The organism is Streptomyces sp. NPDC127106, assembly GCF_042677605.1.
Lineage (GTDB): Bacteria > Actinomycetota > Actinomycetes > Streptomycetales > Streptomycetaceae > Streptomyces.
On record NZ_JBHXTC010000013.1, the window covers coordinates 28,789 to 48,754 of the forward strand.

Consider the following 19,966-nt stretch of genomic DNA (forward strand, 5'->3'; position numbering starts at 1 on the left):
TCTCACGGCGGTGTTCGGCGAGCCGGACCAGGGGCGGGCATCGGCCGCTTCTCACCCGCAGTCTCCGAGGCCGTTCTCGTGCTCGCCGGTGGCCTCGTCGCGCCTGGTCGGCTGGCCCGGCTCCGGCCAGCGGCCGGCCGGACCATCCCGACCGGGCAGCGCATCCGCAACGGGCGCGCCCTTGGGACCAGCGGCACGGGTGGGTGCTCACCAAGCGAGGTGAAGAGGCTGCTGGAGCCGAAGGGCATACGGATCCCGGTGCTGCGCGAGGAGAAGTGCGCCCCGGATACCGGGGAGCTGCTCGACATCGGCTACGACGATCCGGTGCTGCCGCTGGAGATCGACCGCCGCACCGAGGACGTCCACGACACGTGCACAAGCTGCGCCGGCACTGGGAGGAGGCCGGATGCTGCCGACGGGCGCGGACCAGCGCATGCAGAGCGGGTCCGCTCCCGGCCGGACACGATCGAGCACGTCGACCACCACCGACCGGACGGGAGGGACTCAGGTCAGGGCCCACAGCCGGACGGTCTTGTCCCGGCTGCCGCTGGCGAGCAGGGTCCCGTCGGGGCTGAAGGCCACGGAGTTCACCTGGTCGCCGTGGCCGGTGAGCGTGGCGATGCGCTCCAGGGAGGCCGTGTCCCACAGCCGGATGGTCCGGTCGTCGCTGGCGGTGGCCAGGGTCTTGCCATCGGGGCTGAAGGAAACCATGTTGACGATGTCGGTGTGGACTTTGGGGAGCGTGCCGGTCAGGGTCCCGGAGGCCAGGTTCCAAAGGGAAGCGGTGGCGTAGGGTTCTGAGAGCGCCAGGGTCTTTCCGTCGGGACTGAGGGAGATCGACTCTGTGTGGCCGTGGTTTGCGGCGAGGTTGGTGCCCTGCATGGACCTCATGTCCCACCGGCGGGCGGCGGGGCCGAATCCCGCGGTGGCGGCGAGGGTCTTCCCGTCAGAGCTGAAGGCCACCGTGTGCACGATGCCGCCCGGAACGTCGAGGCTTCTGGTGCGGGTCCGTGCCGTCACGTTCCACAGCAGGACCGCGCCGTCCTGACCGCCGCTGGCGAGCGTCTTCCCGGTGGGATCGAACGCCACGGCCCGGGCCCGGGCGCTGTGGCCGGTGAGCGTGGCCACCGCCTTGCGGGCCGCGGCGTCCCACAAGCGCACCGTCTTGTCGGCGCTTGCGGTGGCCAGGGTCTTTCCGTCGGGGTGGAACGCCACCGACAACACCATGTCGGTATGGCCGGTCAGCGTGGCCAGGTGGGCGTGGGCCGTCACGTCCCAGAGGCGCACCGTCTTGTCGTCGCCAGCGCTGGCGAGTGCCTTCCCGTCCGGGCTGAACGCCAAGGAGTTGATCAGGTACCTATGGCCGGTGAGGGTGGCGACACAGGCCCGGTCTGAGCCTGGTGTGCGGGACTTCCACGCCCACGCGGCGCCGCCGGCACCGAGGACAGCGGCGGCCCCCGCACACAGGACGGCCCGGCGGCCGGGCCTGCGGGGCGGGCGGGCGGCCGACGGCCGGGGCGACACGCGTGGCGCCGGTGCGGGTGCGGGTGACACCGGCGCCGGCACCCGAACTGGCTCGCTCGCGGGGACGGTGGGCGGGTGGACCGCTGGCCGCAGTGGGGCCGGCGGCGCCGTGACGGTGGAGAGGAGGTGCACCTGACGCGGCTCGGCGGGGCGCTGGTCGGGCTGCGTGCGCGGGCCCGGGACCGCACCCAGCCGCTCGGCGAGCGCGGCGGCGGTGGGCCGCTTCTCCGGGTCCTTTGCCAGCAGCTCCTCCAGGAGCGGGGCGAGCCGCCCCGCGTTCCTGGCCGGTGGCAGCGGCTTCGTCATGATGGCGTGGAACAACGACATCAGGCTGGGCGCGGTGAAAGGTGCGGTGCCCTCGACGGCGGCGTACAGCGTGGCTCCCAGCGACCAGATGTCGCCTGGTGCACCCGCGTCCCCGCCTTCGAGCTGCTCGGGCGGCATGTACTGGGGGGTGCCGACGATGAGCCCCGTGCGCGTCAGCCTCGTCGTTTCACCGGAGCCGTCCAGGACCCGGGCGATGCCGAAGTCGGTGATGATCGTACGGCGGCCCTGGACAAGGACGTTGTCGGGCTTCAGGTCCCGGTGCACGACCCTGGCGGCATGGGCCTGCGCGAGTGCGTCGGCCATCTCCGCGCCGATGGCCGCGACCCGTTCCCACGGCAGTCTGCCGTCCTGTTCGACCAGCGCGCCGAGGGACCGGCCGGCAACGAACTCCATGACGATCCAGGGGGCACCCGTGTCCTCGACCACGTCGTGGACGGTGATGATGCCCGGGTGGTTGAGCTGGGCGGCCACCTGGGCCTCGCGCAGGGTCCGCCGGAGCAACTGCTCTCGCTCGTCGGGCGCGACGCCCTCGGGAAGCAGGACCTGCTTGACCGCGACCTGCCGCTCCAGCGTGGTGTCGTGACCGCGCCACACCCGCCCCATGCCGCCCTGTCCGACCAGCTCGATCAGCCTGTAGCGCCCGCCCACCAGGCGTGCCCCTGCCCCCGTCATGGCGGTCACTGTAGGACCGCCGGGGCCTCAACCGCGCCGGTCCCGGGGATTCGTCACCGAAACGTGGAACGGTGAAGGAACACCTTCCGCAACGGGCGGCACGGCGCCCGGAAGGGGGCTGGCTGGTGTCGGACTGCGACGGCCTGAAGGCACGGCTGCGCGCAAGGGAAGAGGCCCGGGAGCGGATCGGGACCGACGTCCGGCGGGGGAGGCGTGCCGGTATGGACCCCGCCACTTGTACGGCAGGCGAACCCGCCCAGGGCGAGTCGTCACCATCGGCGCCGACGAGATCCTGCGGTCCATGGCCGAGTACGAGATCCTGCGGACCATGGCCGAGTACGAGGTCCGCCGCCTGCCCGTCATCGACGGCCACACTCTCGTCGGTGTCGTCGCCCAGGCCGACGTCGCCCGCGCCCTGCCCGACGCCCAGGTCGGCGAACTCCTCGAAGCCCTCTCCAGCTGACACCCACCTGCCTGGCGCCGCGTTGTCATGCCGATTCGTTCCGTGTCGCCCCCCCCCGGACCCCTTGCGCGGGGGCGAAGGCAATGGTCCCGCAAGAGCAGGCGGCGCGCCGTAAACGCACTCGTGACCGGAGAAGGCGTGATGAAAGCTCGTACCCCGAGCTCGACGGCTTGCTATCCCAGAGCGGCGTTCTCGTTGTCCACCAGGTCCAGCAGCAGTTCCCGGTGGAGGGCGGCGACCGGTTCGAGCAGGTCGGGGTGGCGCAGCAAGGGCGCGGCGTCGTGTTCGTGGTTGCCGGGGCGGGTGAGGCGGGTGACATCGCCGGCTTGGCTGCGATCGACGAGGCGGTGGGCGTCCATGGCGAGGGCGGGGGCCGCGAGGAGGCAGGCGGCCCAGCTGACGACGGTTTCGTCCACCCAGGTCCGCCAGTCGGCGTCGGCGTCGGCGTCGGGGTCGGCGTCGCCGCCGTGATCGGCGCCGGTCAGCCAGTCCAGCCGGGTGCTTCCGCCCGGGCCGAGGAGGTGCAGAAGCTGTGCGTCGAGCGGGGTCGGGTAGCGCAGGGCGGCAGCGACGGTGACGGCCTGGCGGGCCTGGGCTTCGGCCAGGGCCTGGCTGAACGCGCCCGGGGCGGGTGGGAAGGCGGTCAGCAGCCAGCGGGTGCCGGCGGCTATGACGGGAGCGAGATCGGCGGACACGGCGGCTTCCTCGGGGGCGTGCTCGCCCTGGCCCGTGCCGGGTCCGCGAGCTGCGGCGCGAAGCTGCGCCGCTCCGCTCGTGGGCGACCAGGGTAGCCGGAAGCGGCGGCCGTGCGGCATGACGCACGTCACCATGCTTCCGGAGCGGCGGGCACGGACACGTGCGGGCCCGCCGCCAGCGGGAAGAAGGTTCAGGACTTGCCGCGGCCGGTCACGAAGTCGCGTGCCCGGTCCACCAGGCCGGCGCCCGGCGCGAGGAGCTTGCTGGCTGTGGGGCTGCTCGGGGCGGCGGGGTGCGGGCGAGTGGGTGCCATGGCCTTGGCGCGGCGGATCTTGTCACCGAGATCGTCCAGCTGTTGCGAGGTGCAGGCTCGCTGCAGCATCGGGAAGAGGTTGCTCTCCTCGTCCTGGACGTGGGCGGCGACCTCGTCCATGAGCTGCTGCAGGAGCGGGCTGATCTGCGCGTCGTCGGTGCCCATCTTCTCCAGCTGCTTGAGGATCTTCTCGACGCGGCTGTGGTCCTCGATCTCCTTGTCCGCCATCCGGCCGCCGCCCTCGACGTACTCGCGTACCGCCGGGTAGAGGTACTGCTCCTCAGCGACCGAGTGCCGCACCAGCTCGATGGTGATTTCGTCGATGAGATCGCGGAGCTCCTGCCCGGCGCCGGTCATGGCCTGGACACGGCTGAACATCTCCTCCACCTCCCGGTGGTCGGCCATCAGCTCGTCGATCACATTCCCACCGTGTCCCATGTCGCCTCCATGCGTGTGCGGGGTGGGGCCGCTCCGGCCCGATCCGATCGGTTCCCCGCCGGCCCTGGATGCGCGCGGGCGCACGGGGCGTCTCACCCGCTTGGCTGAGGCGGCTGCCCTGTGCCGGGATGCCGGGGGGCCAGGACGTGATCATCCGGTCCGCTCCCAGGTCGATCCGTGCCGCGCGCGTGGCCAGGGCTCTGCCTGTGCAGCTGTTCGGGGGCGTGGGCGTGGGCGTGGGCGTAGCGGCGCACCGCCCAGAAGCCTTGGCCCGGCTGCTTCCGCCCGGCCCCCGACGCGCCCGGCGTTGGGGGCCGTCGCCTGGCGTCAGCTCGCACTCTCGGGCGTAGCGGTCGCGCACGAGTGCGCAGTCCGGCAACCAGTTGCGGGTCTCCCAGCGGCCGTCGGCCTCGCGTACTTCGATCAGACCGTCGATGTCAGTCCCCGAGGGGGCGATCCCAGATTCCCGCCACCTCCACCAGCCCCGCGGCATGGGGCGTCAGGCCGTGATTTCGTACGTCATCGAGACCTTTGGCGATCCGCAGGCCCTCGACCAGAGGTACACGACGAGCCCGTCCCCGTTGCCGCCCGATCGTCCCCTCTGCGCGCCCGTCCAAGGATCGACACCGCCGCCGTCACCTCGGGGGTCGGGACGACGGCCCGCAGCGGCAAGGTCCACGTCGTGACACGCTCCGGCACGGCGCCCCTCCACCCGGTCCGTCAACTCCACCGGCGAGGTCGCCAACCCCCGCAGTGGCTGTCCGATCGGGTCGGGATTCCCCGCTGCGACTTGACCTCAACCGCGCTCGAGGTCCGAGAGTGATCACGTGATCGGGGTCTGCCGACGGCCCTGCAGGAGCGCGGAGCACGCGCAGAAGAGCGCGGAGCACGCGCAGAAGAGCGCGGAGCACGTGCAGGGGAGGGGAACGCCATGAAGGCTGTGCAGGTGGACGCGTACGGCGGTCCGGAGGTGCTGGTCCCGGTGGAGCTGCCGGATCCGGTCCCCGCGGCGGGCGAGGTCGTGGTTCGGGCCGAGGCCGTGGACACGATCTTCGTGGAGACCCAGATCCGGGGCGGCTGGGGCGACCGGTTCGGCATCCGCCCGCCGTACGTGCCCGGGGGTGCGGCGGCGGGAACGGTGGTCGCGGTCGGCGAGGGCGTCGACGAGGGCTGGCTGGGCCGCCGGGCCCTGGCAGCGGCGGGCACGCTCGGCACGTACGCGGAGCTCGTCCGCGTGCCGCTGGAGCGGCTGGTCGCCGTACCGGACGGGCTCGGGACGGCAGAGGCGGCCGCCCTCGGGCACGACGGGGTGACGGGCGCCGGTATCGCCGCGGCAGCCGGGATCACGGCGGGCACCCGCGTGCTGGTCCTGGGCGCGGCGGGCGGGATGGGAACGCTGCTGGTGCAGCTCGCGGTCGCGGCGGGGGCCGAGGTCATCGGCGCGGCGCGGGGCGCGCAGAAGCTGGAGCTGGTGCGGAGGCTGGGCGCGCACCGGGTGGTGGACTACACGCAGGAGGGCTGGACCGGGCGGGTCGGCGGGCCGGTGGACCTGTTGCTGGACGGGGTCGGCGGGCAGCTGGGCCGGGCTGCGTTCCCCCTGGTCCGTGAGGGCGGCCGGGTTTCGGCGCACGGTGCGCCGAGCGGCGGCTTCGCCGAGCCGGACGCGCAGGAGGCCGAGCGCCGCGGGGTCACCGTCACCGGCATCCGGGAGGTGCAGTTCGGGCCGGAGCAGGTGCGGCGGTTGGCCGCGTTCGCGCTGGGCGAGGCGGCGGCGGGGCGGCTGAGGCCGGTGATCGCCCGGACGTTCCCGCTCGACCGGGCGGCCGATGCGCACCGGGCGATCGAGGCCCGCGAGATCCCGGGCAAGGCGCTGCTGGTCCCGTGACGGGGTGCGGAACCGCCGGGCAGACCCCACCTGGAGCATGCAGCGGGCAGCGGCAGGGCCGGACAGCGGCAGGGCCGGACAGAGCCCGCGAGGCGGAGGCGGCCCCCAGGCGGAGGCGGCCCCAGGCGGAACCCAGGCGGAACGCGGAGGCGCGGCGGATCCCGCCGGCCCGGGCCCCGCCGACGCGCCCCGTGCAGGGGCGGTCGCGGACGCCACGCCCAGTCCGGCTCAAGGGCCGACGAGGCGCGGAGTGCCTTCAGGGCGGCCGGCCGTTCCTCTGCTCCGTTCCGGCTCATCGCTCGCCCGTCCGGGCTGTCCGCCCGTCCGTACGGATCACGCCGGGAAGCCGACGGCGATGGCGCGTGGTCGGCTTGGCTCGGCTGGTTGCGGTCTGACGGCCGGCCGTACACCGCGGAGGAAGGAGTCCTTGATGTCTCGTCGGCATGTCCAGGCTGTCCTCGGTCTCGTGGCGGGCACGCTCGCGGCGGTCCCCGTTCCGGTTGCTCACGCTGCCCCGGTACAGGTGCCCTGTTCGGTTCCGGATCTCGTCGCGGCGATCAACGCGGCGAACGGTTCGCCAGGACCTGACAGGCTCCGATTGGCGCGCAGGTGCACGTACAAGCTGACATCGCCGGACCCGGTGAACCCCGGCAACGGGCTGCCGGTGATCACCAGTGAGATCGCCATCGACGGGCGCGGGGCCACGATCGAGCGGGACGGGCACGGGAGCAAGACTGCGAAGTTCCGTATCCTCTTCGTCGGTCCGACGGGCAACCTCACTCTCACCCGCACGACCATCAGCGGCGGCTTCGCCACCGACTGCCCTGCCTTTCCCGACCCGCCCGGCCTCGCCTGCGGCGGTGGCATCTCCAACGCCGGAACGATGAGGGTGAACCGCAGCAGGTTCATCGGGAACACGGCCCGGTCCGACCTGTTCGCCCAGGGCGGCGCCATCGACAACCCCGGCACCGGCAGCGTGAGCGATACCGAGGTGACCGGAAACCATGTGATCTACAGCGGGAGCGGCGTCGGCGGCCTCGCCGCGGGCGGTGCCATCGCGAACGACGGTCCGCTGACCATTACCGGCTCCCGGCTGACCGGGAACACCGCGACCGTGACGGCGGACACCGAGAGCGTTGCCTTCGGGGCAGCCCTCATCAGCTTTGCCCGGACCACCATCGAGAACACGACCATCAGCAGCAACCGCTCATTCGCCCCGGGCGGAATCGCGCGTGCCGCCGTCTCCAACGGCATCCCGGAGCCCGGCAGACTGACCGTGACCGGCGGCGCCATCAGCGACAACACGTCGGACGCTCCCCGGGGCCTCGCCCAGGGCGGCGGCGTCGCGAACAACGCCCTGATGACCGTCACCAAGGTGAAGATCAGCGGCAACCGGGCGGTCGCCGAGAACGGCACGGCCCGTGGTGGCGGCCTCCGCATGGGCCCCTTCGGCACGCTCGACCTGACCGACAGCCACATCACGGGCAACGCGGCCAGCGCACCGAACGGCACGGCTCAGGGCGGTGGCCTCGACAACCCCGACGGCGGGACCCTGACGGCCAGGCACAACAAGGTCCTCCGCAACACCGCCACCGCGAAGGGCGGCACCGCGCGCGGCGGCGGCCTCTACCACGCCGGGGGATCCACCGGACGGGGCACCACTAGGCTCGAGCGGAACACCATCTCGCACAACCGGGCGGGGGACGGCGGCGGCATCTTCAAGGCATCCGGCATCCTCACCCTGAGCGGCGACGACATCCGCGACAACTCCCCGAACAACTGCAGCCCGGCCGGCACGGTCCCGGGATGCACCGGCTGACGGTCCACGAGGCACCGCATGCCGCCGCGGCCGACGGCCGCGCCCGAGCCCTCCGGCGGTCTTCCGGGCCGCCGGTGTCCGCCGGGTCCCTCAGGGGTTCTGCTGCCTGCGGGCGTCTTCTGCCCTGCCGAACTGGGGCGGCCCGCCACCAGGGCCGCACCGGGGTAGAGAGCGGATCGCGGCCCGCTACTCGTCGGGAGCCACCGGCCCCGGGTCACGAACGGGCTGGCCGACGTCGGCTGACCAACTGGGACGCCAGCGTTCAACGTAGGCTGCGAAGTCGCTCCGCAGATACCGAGAATCGGACGGCTTCAGCCGGATCTGCTGGCGGCTGTCAGCCCACCAGACCTCGAAATCGGCAACCGTGCCTTCCGCTGGCCAGTCCTCGCTCCGCTCTGGCAGCAACACGACGTCGACAAAGCCTCCGACACTCAGGCCGATGTCCACGAAGATCCCGATCGCACCGGGCCTGGGAACCTTCACCACGGTGCCCTCGAAGACCTGCCCGAAGCGCAGGCCCTTCCGAATCCGAGCCCACTCGGCATCTGCCACCACGAACGAATCATCGCACCTTCGTCCGTCTGCCTCAGCGGTACGGCACTGCCGTCATTTCTCGTGAGTAGACACGGCGAGGTGCTGTCCATGGCGCCTACATCTCCTCGGCCGCCCGTCCGGGCCCGGTGGCGGCCCGGGCCGGGTCGGCGGCGTGAATGAATTGGCGGAGCGCGCCGGGTGGCTGCCTGGGCGGCCTTGGGATCGCGGTGGTTGACGAAGCTCGCGCTGCCCAGGGTCAGCAGGTACAGCCGCCGGTAGGTGACGATCGCCTCCCCCGGGGTTCGCCCAGCTCGCCTTCAACGTATGGGTCGTCATCCCGGAGTCCGGCGGGGCGACCACGGCAGAAGCCGGGATGGACTCTGCCCGCCTTGCTCTTCGGAGCAGTCTGTGTCCTGCCCGGTCTTACCGACGTATGGCCGTGGTGGGCCTTGTCGTGGACGCCGCTGCTGCTCCTTGCCGCCGGTACGACGGGGTGCGAGTGGCGACCGTCAGCGCGTGACCGGTGGCAGATGGACATCCTGGAATGCCTGCACCGCACCGCCATTGCCACAGAAGCTGGGTCTGGGGGCAGGCCCTGCCTACCCAGCCCGGCCGTCGGACCGCTGATGGCCTGCGAAGGGATTCGTGGCCTGCTGTGCATCGGATGCGATGAGCGACGTGGACGCCCCACCACTCCGAGTCCAGGAGCGTGGCGCCGGCCAGCGGGAGCCGCTCCCGGAAGGCGGCCTCCGCTGCTTCGGGGCTCCGGCGAGCGCAGACCCGGCAGATAGATTCCCTGACCTTGCTGGAGGTTGGCCGGGCAGGGCGACCACGGGCCGACACTGGCCCGAGCGGTGGCCCGGGAGCTGGTCTCGTACCTCCACCGCCCCGCGGACCAGGCCCAGATCAGCATGTTCCTGGCCGCACCACCGCCCGGGAACAGCCTCGTACAGGACCTCGCCGGCCACCTGTCCGAAGACTCGTTCTCAGGCGCGCTGGCGGCCCGCGCAGGGGTCAGCACCCGGCACCTGACCCGGCGAAGCTCCCCGGGGCGGCACGGTACGTACTGCCGCTGACGCACCTGCCGCTGACGCACCTGCCGCCGACCCCGCGGCGCGCGGCACGGCTCGGTCAGGGCCCGGTCACAGCAGTCCCGGCCTGTCAGATCCCACACCTAGGCTCTCCCAGAGATCGATCAAGGAGCAGGGCAGTGCGAATAGAGCGTCACCAGGTGGGCGAGGCCGTCGTGTCGGCAGCACGAGAGGACTTCACGAACCGCATCGGCGGTCAGGTGCGGTCCATGTCGAGGGCCGGCCGGATGACCACCTACGAATGGCAGTCGATCGCCGACGCGTTCCTCGACTACCTGGGCGCCCTCTCCGTAGAGACACCCGACCTCGACACCCCGGAGGTCAGGGCCGCCCTGAGGGACGCCTCCGAAGCCGCAGCCGGCGCCGTCGCCTACGCCGCCTACCACCCGCACTGCAGCTTCCAGGTCTTCCTGGAGTACGTGAACTTCGGCATGAGCTACGACCCGGGTGACGACGATCCCGAGGAGAGCGTCACGCCCGGGGAGTGGATCGACACGCTCTGCCTGACGCTCCTCAGGGACAAGGCCAAGTGGCACGGCGAGGCCTTCCACTTCGCCCGGGCCAAGTTCGCCGAACAGGTGCGGGGAACGCCCGCCGGCGAGCTCGCCACCGGACTGACGGCCGTGGTCCTGGACGACACCGGCAACGACGAGGAGTACCCGCCGAGCGCCCAGGCCAAGCTCGCCGCCGTCGACGCGGCCCTGGACCGCATCCGGACCCGCGCCCAGGAGACCGGCGACCCGCTCGGGGACCAGCCGGACAGCCTGGCGCTGCGCACGCTGCGCGCCCTGGCCGCCGAGGACCGGGACGCCTTCGATGCCGCTCTGGCCGACCTCCTCGTCGGCTACAGCACCCTGCACGGCCCTGCGGCCTCCCCGAGCAGCCTGCTCCCGCTCGTCCCCATCGCCCTCGCCGCGCTCGCGTACCGGACGCTGGGCTGGGCGCCGGCCGTGCGCACCGACTACCTTCCGCACGCGCTGATCACCGGCTTCGAGACCCGAGGCCCCCGGGTCGGAGGGTTCGGCCGGAACCGGCGCCCGGACGCGGTCGCCGCGCTCGCGGCCGGCCCGCTGAGGGTGGAGCGGCCCGCCTGCGAGCGGACGGTGAACCCGCAGATCGAGGCCAGATACGACGAGGACGTCCGCAAGGCCTTCACCGCGGCCAACGGAGAACCGCTCGTCGTCTGGCGGCTCGCCAGCGTCATGGGCGATCAGGAGCGCCTCTTCAAGCGGCGCGCAGGGGACTCCGGCGGTGGCGGGGGCACGGACGCCCAGCTCGCGAACCTCCGGCTGGCCTCCCAGCTGGGGGCCGCCCTCTTCCGCATCGCCCTCGCGGAGCCGGGCACCGAGGCCGAGGTGACCGTAGGCGGCCGCACGCTGCGCTACCCGGCCGAGCGGGGCGAGGAGGTCGGCGCCGGCACCTGGCAGACGGCCACCGCCTTCGCCCTCATCACCGGCGCACGCGAGGACCTAGCTCCCCTGGTCCTTACCGGCCCCGCTTTCGCCCGCCCGGACGGCTCCGCCTTCAGCGCGTACCGCGAAGCCCTCCACGCCTACCTCAAGGGCGCCGATCCCGAACCGGCCGCGCAGCGGGCGCTGCAGCAGGCCGAACAGGCCGAGGACTGGGGCTTCGCCATGCCGCCCGCCGTACTGCTGTCGCAGCTCGTGGACGGCGACGAGGAGAGCTTCAACCTGGCCCTGGCCGATGCGCTCGAAGCCCACCGCGACTACTACCAGATCGCCGACCGTGCCGACGACCCGGACGCCTCCGTCAACCTCGACATCCTCGGCCTGGCCTGCCACGCCCGCCGCCGCGGCTGGGCCATCCGCGTCAAGTCCCCCTACCTTCCGCAGGACCTCCTGCGGGCCGCCGAACCCTTCTCAGATCTCTAGCAGCCAGCCGTGAAGGAGAGGTTGATCGGTACTTGGCGGAGTTCATGGTGGGACGGTGAACGGCGGGGTTCTGGCCCCGCCGTGACGCAGTGTTCTACGCATGGGCAGGGCCGACCCATCGGGCTGGCCCTTGCCTCAGCAGCTACCGCCTGCGGCCCGGCAGGGTGTGGCGGGCTGGCAGCACGGATCACGGTGTCAGTCGCCTCCGCCACCACAGGAGGAGCCGCCACCGCAGGAACCACCGTCCCCGCAGGAGAAGGTCACGCCGTCATTCGTCCACGATCCGGCACGCCGTTGCCTCCGCGATGGCCTTCTTCCGAATGCACCGCCTCGCCATGCCTGGAAGAGCCCCCAGGTGAGACCGATCCCCACGATCACCAGGTATTCCACTTCCGTTACCCCCGTTCCTCTTCATTCTTGCCCATGGGCAGGATTCACCCCATGAACCCGCACGACGGTTGTGTAGTCCGTCAGCATCCGCCGCGAGGCGGGTGATCCCGACGGCTTGACCCCGGCGATGGGCGCGGCTCCGGCTTTGTTCAGCGGCGGAAACGCCGGTTGTGCATCTGAAGATGGGCCCCGCCGCCGACGACGACGGACAGCTGCCGTCGGCGCTCAGCCATCCCCTTGTGGATACCGCATGCCCCGGTGATGCCGCAGTGGACGACCAGCCGTCGACCCCTACGACACCACGAGTTCAACTTCAGTAGGACGCGAAGCGCTTCGCGCCTGCCGTGGCACCGTGGGTAGATGAGGCGTTCGGTCGCCAGGGCCTTCCTGGCGACCACGGACGGCACCAACCAACATCCTTGGTCCGCGTCGCGTCGCGTCACGGCTGAGGGGTGCGGGCCTCGCGGCCGAGGGCCGGAGCCCGGTCACGTCGACGTCCCACCGTAGACCTGCACGTGCGCCAGCCCCCGCTCGCCGAAGCGGATCTCGACACGCACGTGGTCGGCAAGACCGTCTTCGCCCGAGCCGATGTTGCCGGCCGAGCAGAGATCGGCGTCAGCGCAGTGGCGGACGGTCGCGTCGGGGTAGGAGGCGCGCAACCACCCTTCTGCCTCGGCTTGCGGGACCTGGAAGCTCAGGTTGTACCAGGTCGTCTGCCACTGGCCCATGGTGCACCGCTTGTGCTGCGTGCCCTCGGGCGGTTCGACGGCACGCACGAACCGGATGGCCTCGTTGCAGGAGACAGGTGCTTTGCCGTCCAGAGCCGCTTTGACCTGGAAGAGGAACCAGCCGGCCAAGGACAGTGCGCCCACTGTCGCGGCGGTCGCGATTCCGATCATGGTGTTTCTGCGTCGAGTGGACAAGAGAGCTCCCGAAGATGATCACTGAACATGTTCAACGACGAGCTCCGGCGCCCGTTGGTTCCACCTTCTGTACGTGCTCCCGGCGCCGGGCGGAATCCCCGCGCCGAGGTGTGGGCCTGCCCGTCAGACCCTGCGCCGGTGGCCCCCCACGCGGTGCCCCAGCCGCCGGCCGAACGTCTCGCAGAAGCTCGCGGACAGCGGAGGGCCGGCCCCAGAAGTCGAAGGCGAGAGCACCCACCGCGAAACCGATCTCGCCAAGGGTGCGGCGCATCCCCCGTGAGAGCTACCAGGGCTGTCCATCGGCGGGTGATTCGCGGACGCCTCCGGATTCCTAGCGTGGTTGTCAGGTCGCCGCCGGTGCGACCACCGCCACAGGGGAGGCCATCATGAGCACGACATCCGCTACGAAGCACGCTGCGAAGAACGAAGACGAAGCGGACCCCGGTCCGGACAGCGAGCCGGTTGGTCGGGGCGGCCGTTTCGGCAGGATCCTGCGCTCCCCGCTCGGCTGGACGGTGACCGGGCTGGTCGGGGTCGGGCTGGTCGCGAGTGTGACCGCGACGGGGCCCGGTCCGGTCCCGGTGCTGGGTGCGGCCGCCGCGGTGGCCGTGTACGCGCTGGTGATGCGCCGGCTCGCGGGGCGTGCCACGCCGGAGATCGCCCGGCCCGGCGCGCTGCGCGAGGCGCTGCTCGGCGGTGGGATCGGTCTGGGCTTCATCCTCGTGTCCCTGCTGCTGATCTCGTCGTTCGGGGGCTATTCCTTCTCCTGGGCCGGGAAGAGCCTGCTTCCGGTCGTCGGGTCCGCGGTCATGGTGCAGATCGGTACCGCGGTCACCGAGGAGCTGATGTTCCGCGGCCTGTTCCTGCAGGGCCTGGAGCAGCGGTGGGGCAGCCGGATCGCCATCGTGGTGACCGCGGTGGTCTTCGGTGCCGCCCATCTGGGCGGGGCGGGGGCCGGCCTGTGGAGCGCGTTGGCGATCGCTCTGCAGGCGGGTGTGATGCTCGGCGCCGCGTACCTGTGGCGGCGCAGCATCTGGTTCGTCTCGGGCCTGCACTTCGCCTGGAACACCGTTCAGCAGCTGGCCGGTGTTCCGCTCTCCGGGCACACCCCCGACGGCCTGTTCACGGTGGAGGCCCGCGGTTCGTCGCTGCTGACCGGCGGCAACTTCGGTCTGGAGGCATCGGTCGTGCCCATCCTCCTCAGCGTGCTGATCACCGTCCCGATGTTCGTCGTCGCCCGCCGGGGCGGTAGCCTGCTGCCCCGGCGGCGGGCCCTGCACTGACACAGACCGACCGGAGGATACGGAAGTGACGTCCCGTCAGGCATCTTGGGGCCTCTCGCGGCTCCGGGCACCGCTCAACTGGTGGAGGGAAGAGGGCGCTTCCTTCCAGGACGGCGTCCTGGCCCCGGTGCTCGCGCTGCTCGCCTTCGCGCCGACCCTGTCGAACATCGGCGCGCAGATCGGCGATCTGCCCGAGCGACCGGCGAGCGTGCTGAGCATCGCGCTGACCCTGGCCCAGACCCTGCCGCTGGCGGCCCGGCGCCGGTGGCCCGCAGCCTGTCTGGCCGTCGTCGCCGCTGCGTTCGCCGCGCACCAGGCGCTGGGCTTCGCGACGACGTTCGGCAGCGTGGGCCTGTATGTCGCGCTGTACTCGGCCGGGGCCCATCAGGTCCGCTTCCGCCGGAGCACGGCGGCCGCAGCGAGTGCGGGCTACGTCGCCCTGGCCTTCGTCCTGAACCGTCTCGGCTCACCGCTGGGCGTCGCGGACTTTTCCGCGTTCTATCTGACTCTGGCTGCGATCTGGCTGGTGGGGAGCAGCGTGCGCGCGCGCAGGGCGCAAGAGGCGGAGCGGCGGCGGCTGGCCGCCGAGGTGGCCACGGCGGCCGAGCGGGCCCGGATCGCCCGTGAGCTGCACGACGTGGTCACCCACCACGTGACGGCCATGGTGGTCCAGGCCGACGCGGCACAGTTCCTGATCACTTCCGCGCCGGAGCGGGCCGGAGAGGGGCTGGTTGCCGTCAGCGACACCGGGCGGCGGGCGCTGAGGGAGCTGCGGTACCTGCTCGGCGTGCTGGAGGCGACCGGCGAGAGCGCGGCCGGAGAGGCGGCGCGTGCGGAGCGGGCCCCGACCCTGGGGCGGGTGACGGACCTCGTCGAAGGGGCCCGCAGGTCCGGCCAGCCGGTCGAGTTCAGCGAGCAGGGCGAGCGGCGGCCGCAGCCGGTGGACGTGGAACTGGTCTCCTACCGTGTGGTGCAGGAGGCGCTCACCAACGCGATGAAGTACGCGGCCGGGCAGCCGACACGGGTCTCGGTCCGCCACGGCGGGGAACGCATCGAGATCACGGTGATCACCGACGGATCCGCCGGCTCCCCGCAGGTCGCACCAGTACCGCACGGGCCGGGACCGCAGGGCGGGCGAGGTCTTGCCGGGCTGCGCGCCCGGGTGCGGATGCTCGATGGTCAACTGGAGGCCGGACCCCGGCCCGAGGGCGGATTCGAGGTCCGCGCCACGATTCCCACCGAACCCGTGCAGGAGTAGCCCCGTGAGCCAGAGCGACGCGCCGCCGCCGATCCGCGTACTCGTCTGCGACGACCAGGCACTGGTGCGCACAGGCTATGTGACCATCTTCTCCGCGCAGCCTGACATGGAGGTCGTCGGCGAGGCCGAGAACGGGCACGAGGCGGTCCAGGCCGCGCGGCGGCTGCGTCCCGACGTGGTCGTGATGGACATCCGGATGCCCCTGCTCGACGGTATCCAGGCCACCTCGCAACTGGCCGGACCCGATGCCGAGGACCCGCCGAAGGTCCTGGTCGTCACCACCTTCAACGTCGACGCGTACGTGTACGACGCCCTCAGGGCCGGAGCGAGCGGCTTCCTCCTCAAGGACGCACCCCCGGCCGAGCTGGTCAACGGGATCCGGACGGTGGCCCGGGGCGAGGCCCTGCTCGCGCCCGCGGTCACCCGCCACCTCATCGGCCACTTCGCCGAGCACATCCGCCCCACCAACCCCGAACGCGAGAAGGTCGTCAAGGCACTGACACCGCGCGAGCTGGAGGTGTTCCGGAAGGTGGCCGAGGGCCTGTCGAACGCGGAGATCGCCGAAGCCCTCTTCATCGCCCCGGAGACCGTCAAGACCTACGTCTCACGGATCCTGGCCAAACTGGGCCTGCGCGACCGGGTCCAGGCGGTCGTCCTGGCCCACCGCGCCGGTCTGGTGTCCGGCACCGCCTGACCGACGGTTGTCCGGCACCGCCTGACCGACCGGCCCCGACCAGCCTGGAGCCGGGCCTCTCCTGGGGCCCGACAGCTCCAGGGCCCGGCGGCGAAGCCGGCGTGGAGGCCGTCCGGCCGGTGACTCGAAACAGCATGCGTGAGCCGGAGGCGGCACCCACCGGGGCGTCGTCCACCGGGGCGTCGTCCACCGAGGCGGTCTTCACATGCCGGACCGTCGCGAGCATCGTCGCGGTCCTGCGGATCTCTTCCAGGTCCCGCAGGGTGGGCGCCTTCGAGCCCAGCCCGTACCGGGCCAGCGCCGCCGTCCGCGCAGGCCGGCCCCCCGCCGGTCTCTACCGGACCGGCCCCGAGCGCCCGCACCTCCCGGGCCCGGTCCAGAGCCTCGCGCATTGCCGTCCCCGACACCCGCACCGGCCCGGTCCGCAGCTGCTCCGGCTCCGAGACCCGCCTGCCGGAGGGCGCCCCTTCAGCAGATCGCGCATCGCCTGCCGCAGCCCGTCCGGCACCGCCGCAGCCTTCGGTGGTTCTGCTTCCGCGCCCCGTACCCAGCCCACTCGGTCGCCTCGACGCCGAGCTGCTCGGCCGCGCACCGCACCACCGCGGCCGGCACGAGCGCCAGGTCCTCGGTCGGGAAGACCGGAAGTCAACGGGCATGACCCGGAACGTAGGGCCGCTGACCAGCACGGACGGGGGAGTCACCGAACCGGAAGCAAGATCGGCCTGTTTCTCAGAGGCCTGGATCGTCGGTCAGAGCAGCCGCGGTCAAGGTGAGGTGCTGGACCAGGAGCGCGGCTGCGGTGTCGGCGTCGCGGGCCAGCGCCGCCTCCTCCAGCCTGCGATGTTCCTCGGCGCCGTCCCGGTCGGGGTTGCGGTGCGCCGACCAACGGCGGGCCAGCTCACTCGCGGTCCACAACCGGTCGAAGGTCTCCAGCAGTGCGCTGTTGTCACACCCCTCCAGCAAGGTGCGGTGGAAGGCCCTGTGCGCCTCGGCCCAAGCGCTCGTGTAGTACTCGCTCTCCTGCGGCGCGTACGCCGGAGTGCGCACCAGGCGATGGTGGGCGGCCCGCACGCGGGCCTCCCAGTCGACGTCGCCGCGTTCGATGGACATGCGCAGTACGACCGGTTCGACGGTCCGGCGGGCTTCCGCGATCTCCTGCCAGCGGCGGTCGGAGAAGGACGGGACCGCGAAACCGCGGTTGGGCAGCCGGTCGGCGAGCCCCTCGCCGACCACCCGCACGAGCGCCTCGCGCACCACGGCCAAGCTGACGCCCTGCTCCTTGGCGAGATCCTGCGGCTTGAGGGGGGCGCCGGGGGCGTGGTCCCCGCGCATGATCGCGTCTCGCAGGTGTGCGTAGACCTGCTCGGAAAGCATCTGCTTCCCCGGCGGGGTGGACGAGTGCGCCGTCTGAGTCATGAGCCCACCCTAGACGATCCACCAGATAATCGATTATCAGTGTTACTGTCGATTCGGCAGCTGATGAGGCCGCCCTGGTCCAGAAAGGAACGACCGCCGTGCCTGCCGACGACCCCTTGGCCCGTCTCCCCAGGCGGTCTCGTCCACTGTCACCAGCACCACCGTCGCCGACGGCGCCGCGTGGCCGCCCGAGCAGTACTCCTCCGGCCTGCCTGGCGGGAAGGGCATATCCCCGCAGCTGTCCTGGAGCGGCGCCCCGGACGGCACCAAGAGCTGTGCCGTCAGACCGCCTGACGGCACCGGCTCACAACTGCCCGAGGGTGCCCACCGGTTGCCAACGACGCCCGCGCGGCCCACTACATCGGCGCCGCCCGCCGGCCGGACACGGCCCGCACCGTTGCTTCATCGTGGTGCACGCCCTCGACATCGACTCCCCGGAGACACCACCGCCATGCACCTCGACGACCTTCCCGACTCCGCCCTCCTCGGCGACGGCCCGATGGACCTGAACGCCGTCCGTGACGTCAGCCGCGCCGTCAGCGCCGCCCACCTGTTCGTCTACCTTGCCCCCGAGAGCACGGAGGAGGCCGCCGGGTTCGGCGTGACCGACCCCGGACCGGCGTATCTGGCCTTCCGGTCGGCCGCGATGGGCGCGGTTCCGTGGCAGGTCACGCTCGCGGCCTTCTACAACTTCAGCCCGCGGGCAGTGCGGGCCATGGCGGGCGTGTGGGACGCCGCGCCGCCTGAGCGGTGGCAGGCCGCCCGTTTCCTGGCCGCCGGTCGGGCGATGCGGCGCGTCAACGTACATCTCACGGACGACCACCTTGCCGAGGCGCGCTTGCTGATCGACCCGGTCGTCGCCGGTGCCGACTACGCCGGCAAGGTGCTGGCAGCCGCGAACGCCTCGGTCGCGCTTCCATCCGATCCTCTTGTCGCACTGTGGCAGCAGATCACGGTGGCGCGCGAGTGGCGCGGCGACGCCCATCTCGTCGTACTCGCCGACAACGGCCTCGGGCCGTGCGACTGCCTCGTCCTGCACACCGCAACCGGCCGCCTCCCGAGACCTCTCGCGCGAGCGACCCGTCAGTGGGACGACGAGGAGTGGAGCGCAGCGACGGCACGCCTCGTCGCGCGCGGCTGGCTCGACTCCCACGGCGGGGTAACCGACGCTGGCAGTGCGGCACGCGAGCGCATCGAAGTGGAAACGGACGAGCACTGCGCCGCGCTATGGGCCCCGATCGGCACCGCGGGTGCCCGCCGCTTCGCCTCGCTCATCGCGCCGATCACCCACGCGTTCACCGCGGCGGGAACGTTCCCGGCCGTTCATGGACGGTCTGATCTCGCATAAACGGTCCTTCGCACGAGGAAGATTGCAGACCGCAGGTACGACCAGCCGCCGCCGGTACGCCGTCGGGTTGCCATGTGGCTGCCATTCCAGGAGGAGCCACCGGATGAGGTGACAGCCCGGCCACGACCGCGAACGGCGCCGGTACCTTCCCCTGCATGTCCACCGACACCCCGAGCGTGGCCGATCAGCAGCTGCTCGGCCACGCGCACCGGCACGGGTTCGCCTGACCGAGAAGAACCTGGAGGTCTGGCGGAGCCACCGCCTGCTGCCGGGCAACATCCCCCGGCCGAGGCCTGGGCCGCGGCAAGGGCAGCACCTCCGGCCCGGCGCCCGTGAGACGGACCTGGCCCTGCTGCCGTTCGCAGAAGGCCTCCCGGTGCCGGAGCCCTGGACTTGTGCACTCGCGTTGAGGAGGACCTCATCAGCCGGAACGCGCCCCCGCGCCCGGCCGGGGCCGATGTCAGACCCGCCGCGTAGCGTCGAAGGCGAGGGTCCGGACCGGGACCGCCGAAGACGTGAGGAGCAGGCCATGGGCGAGATCAGCGTCGACAGGCAGCACCTTGACCGGCTGCTGGCCGACAGCGCGAGCACGTACGGAGCCCCCTACCAGCGGGCCTTCGCCGAGCTAGCCGAAGCGCGTCGCGGCCGGCCCGTCGCCGAGATCCTCCCGCTTCTCCGCCGGGCCGCCGACGAGGCACTGCTCGGCTTCACGGACGCGGACCTGCGAGAGCAGGCAGAGGCGATCAGCGCGGGCGAGCCGTACGTCCTGCGCGTCACGGTGGCCTGACCGCGACCGCGCGCCGCGCGCCGCGCAGCAACGTACGGCCACGGGCGGGTCAGACCTTGCGCCCGCCCCGTCCGGGGTGTGCGAGGGCATCGGCGAGCTGCTCGTGGGTCATGTGGGTACGCCCTTTGATGCCGGCCTTGGGGGCCTTCTCGTACAACTCGGCCTTGGTCGGCGACCGTAGCGACACGGCCGCCGAAGTCCCGGTGCGCACGC

At 72.0% G+C, this 19,966-nt stretch carries 16 protein-coding genes and 1 pseudogene; 10 read left to right on the forward strand and 7 right to left on the reverse strand.

Annotated features, from left to right (window positions below):
• Positions 1 to 504 precede the first annotated feature (504 nt).
• On the reverse strand, positions 505 to 2,523 hold the full coding sequence (locus ACFVGY_RS14310) for a WD40 repeat domain-containing serine/threonine protein kinase (protein ID WP_385676044.1): 2,019 nt from the start codon (positions 2,521 to 2,523) through the stop codon (positions 505 to 507).
• Positions 2,524 to 2,741: 218 nt separating this feature from the next.
• Between ACFVGY_RS14310 and ACFVGY_RS14315 the strand changes: the two are divergent.
• A pseudogene (locus ACFVGY_RS14315) lies at positions 2,742 to 2,986 on the forward strand (CBS domain-containing protein); the annotation flags it as partial.
• A 173-nt stretch (positions 2,987 to 3,159) separates the two neighbouring features.
• Here ACFVGY_RS14315 and ACFVGY_RS14320 read toward each other — a convergent pair.
• Positions 3,160 to 3,681 (reverse strand): hypothetical protein, encoded by a 522-nt coding sequence (locus tag ACFVGY_RS14320; protein ID WP_385676047.1) that lies wholly within the window; start codon positions 3,679 to 3,681, stop codon positions 3,160 to 3,162.
• A 191-nt stretch (positions 3,682 to 3,872) separates the two neighbouring features.
• A complete protein-coding gene (locus tag ACFVGY_RS14325; RefSeq protein WP_385676050.1) occupies positions 3,873 to 4,433 on the reverse strand; it encodes a hemerythrin domain-containing protein in 561 nt (186 codons plus the stop codon).
• 931 nt (positions 4,434 to 5,364) lie between these two features.
• Here ACFVGY_RS14325 and ACFVGY_RS14330 point away from each other — a divergent pair.
• Positions 5,365 to 6,318 (forward strand): zinc-binding dehydrogenase, encoded by a 954-nt coding sequence (locus ACFVGY_RS14330; RefSeq protein ID WP_385676053.1) that lies wholly within the window; start codon positions 5,365 to 5,367, stop codon positions 6,316 to 6,318.
• Positions 6,319 to 6,958: 640 nt separating this feature from the next.
• Positions 6,959 to 8,137 (forward strand): hypothetical protein, encoded by a 1,179-nt coding sequence (locus ACFVGY_RS14335; protein WP_385676056.1) that lies wholly within the window; start codon positions 6,959 to 6,961, stop codon positions 8,135 to 8,137.
• A 186-nt stretch (positions 8,138 to 8,323) separates the two neighbouring features.
• Here the strand turns inward: ACFVGY_RS14335 and ACFVGY_RS14340 are convergent, their stop codons facing one another.
• Positions 8,324 to 8,692 carry a hypothetical protein gene (locus ACFVGY_RS14340; RefSeq protein WP_385676059.1) on the reverse strand — a complete coding sequence of 123 codons (369 nt, stop codon included), beginning with the start codon at positions 8,690 to 8,692 and terminating at the stop codon, positions 8,324 to 8,326.
• 791 nt (positions 8,693 to 9,483) lie between these two features.
• Here ACFVGY_RS14340 and ACFVGY_RS14345 point away from each other — a divergent pair.
• Positions 9,484 to 9,747, forward strand: a complete 264-nt coding sequence (locus tag ACFVGY_RS14345; RefSeq protein WP_385676062.1) for a hypothetical protein — start codon at positions 9,484 to 9,486, stop codon at positions 9,745 to 9,747.
• Positions 9,748 to 9,902: 155 nt separating this feature from the next.
• The gene (locus ACFVGY_RS14350) at positions 9,903 to 11,654 is read left to right on the forward strand and encodes an immunity 49 family protein (protein ID WP_385676334.1); all 1,752 of its coding nucleotides are present in this window, start codon (positions 9,903 to 9,905) and stop codon (positions 11,652 to 11,654) included.
• Between the two features lie 875 nt (positions 11,655 to 12,529).
• On the opposite strand, the gene ACFVGY_RS14355 is transcribed toward ACFVGY_RS14350, so the two are convergent.
• A complete protein-coding gene (locus tag ACFVGY_RS14355) occupies positions 12,530 to 12,943 on the reverse strand; it encodes a hypothetical protein (protein WP_385676065.1) in 414 nt (137 codons plus the stop codon).
• 410 nt (positions 12,944 to 13,353) lie between these two features.
• Between ACFVGY_RS14355 and ACFVGY_RS14360 the strand changes: the two genes are divergently transcribed.
• From ACFVGY_RS14360 to ACFVGY_RS14370, 3 genes are read left to right on the forward strand one after another with little or no spacing between them, the layout of a single operon-like run.
• On the forward strand, positions 13,354 to 14,250 hold the full coding sequence (locus ACFVGY_RS14360; RefSeq protein WP_385676068.1) for a CPBP family intramembrane glutamic endopeptidase: 897 nt from the start codon (positions 13,354 to 13,356) through the stop codon (positions 14,248 to 14,250).
• A gap of 25 nt (positions 14,251 to 14,275) precedes the next feature.
• Entirely contained in the window at positions 14,276 to 15,508 is a 1,233-nt protein-coding gene (locus ACFVGY_RS14365) for a sensor histidine kinase (protein ID WP_385676071.1), read from the forward strand.
• 4 nt (positions 15,509 to 15,512) lie between these two features.
• The gene (locus ACFVGY_RS14370) at positions 15,513 to 16,202 is read left to right on the forward strand and encodes a response regulator (protein ID WP_385676074.1); all 690 of its coding nucleotides are present in this window, start codon (positions 15,513 to 15,515) and stop codon (positions 16,200 to 16,202) included.
• 729 nt (positions 16,203 to 16,931) lie between these two features.
• Here ACFVGY_RS14370 and ACFVGY_RS14375 read toward each other — a convergent pair.
• Positions 16,932 to 17,618, reverse strand: coding sequence for a GntR family transcriptional regulator (locus ACFVGY_RS14375; protein WP_385676076.1), 687 nt, complete (start codon positions 17,616 to 17,618; stop codon positions 16,932 to 16,934).
• Positions 17,619 to 18,069: 451 nt separating this feature from the next.
• Here ACFVGY_RS14375 and ACFVGY_RS14380 point away from each other — a divergent pair, with 451 nt between their 5' ends.
• Entirely contained in the window at positions 18,070 to 18,966 is an 897-nt protein-coding gene (locus ACFVGY_RS14380; protein WP_385676079.1) for a hypothetical protein, read from the forward strand.
• Positions 18,967 to 19,495: 529 nt separating this feature from the next.
• Complete coding sequence (locus ACFVGY_RS14385; protein ID WP_385676082.1) at positions 19,496 to 19,753, forward strand: hypothetical protein; 258 nt, start codon at positions 19,496 to 19,498, stop codon at positions 19,751 to 19,753.
• A 49-nt stretch (positions 19,754 to 19,802) separates the two neighbouring features.
• Here the strand turns inward: ACFVGY_RS14385 and ACFVGY_RS14390 are convergent, their stop codons facing one another.
• On the reverse strand, positions 19,803 to 19,964 hold the full coding sequence (locus tag ACFVGY_RS14390; RefSeq protein ID WP_385676084.1) for a hypothetical protein: 162 nt from the start codon (positions 19,962 to 19,964) through the stop codon (positions 19,803 to 19,805).
• Positions 19,965 to 19,966 lie beyond the last annotated feature (2 nt).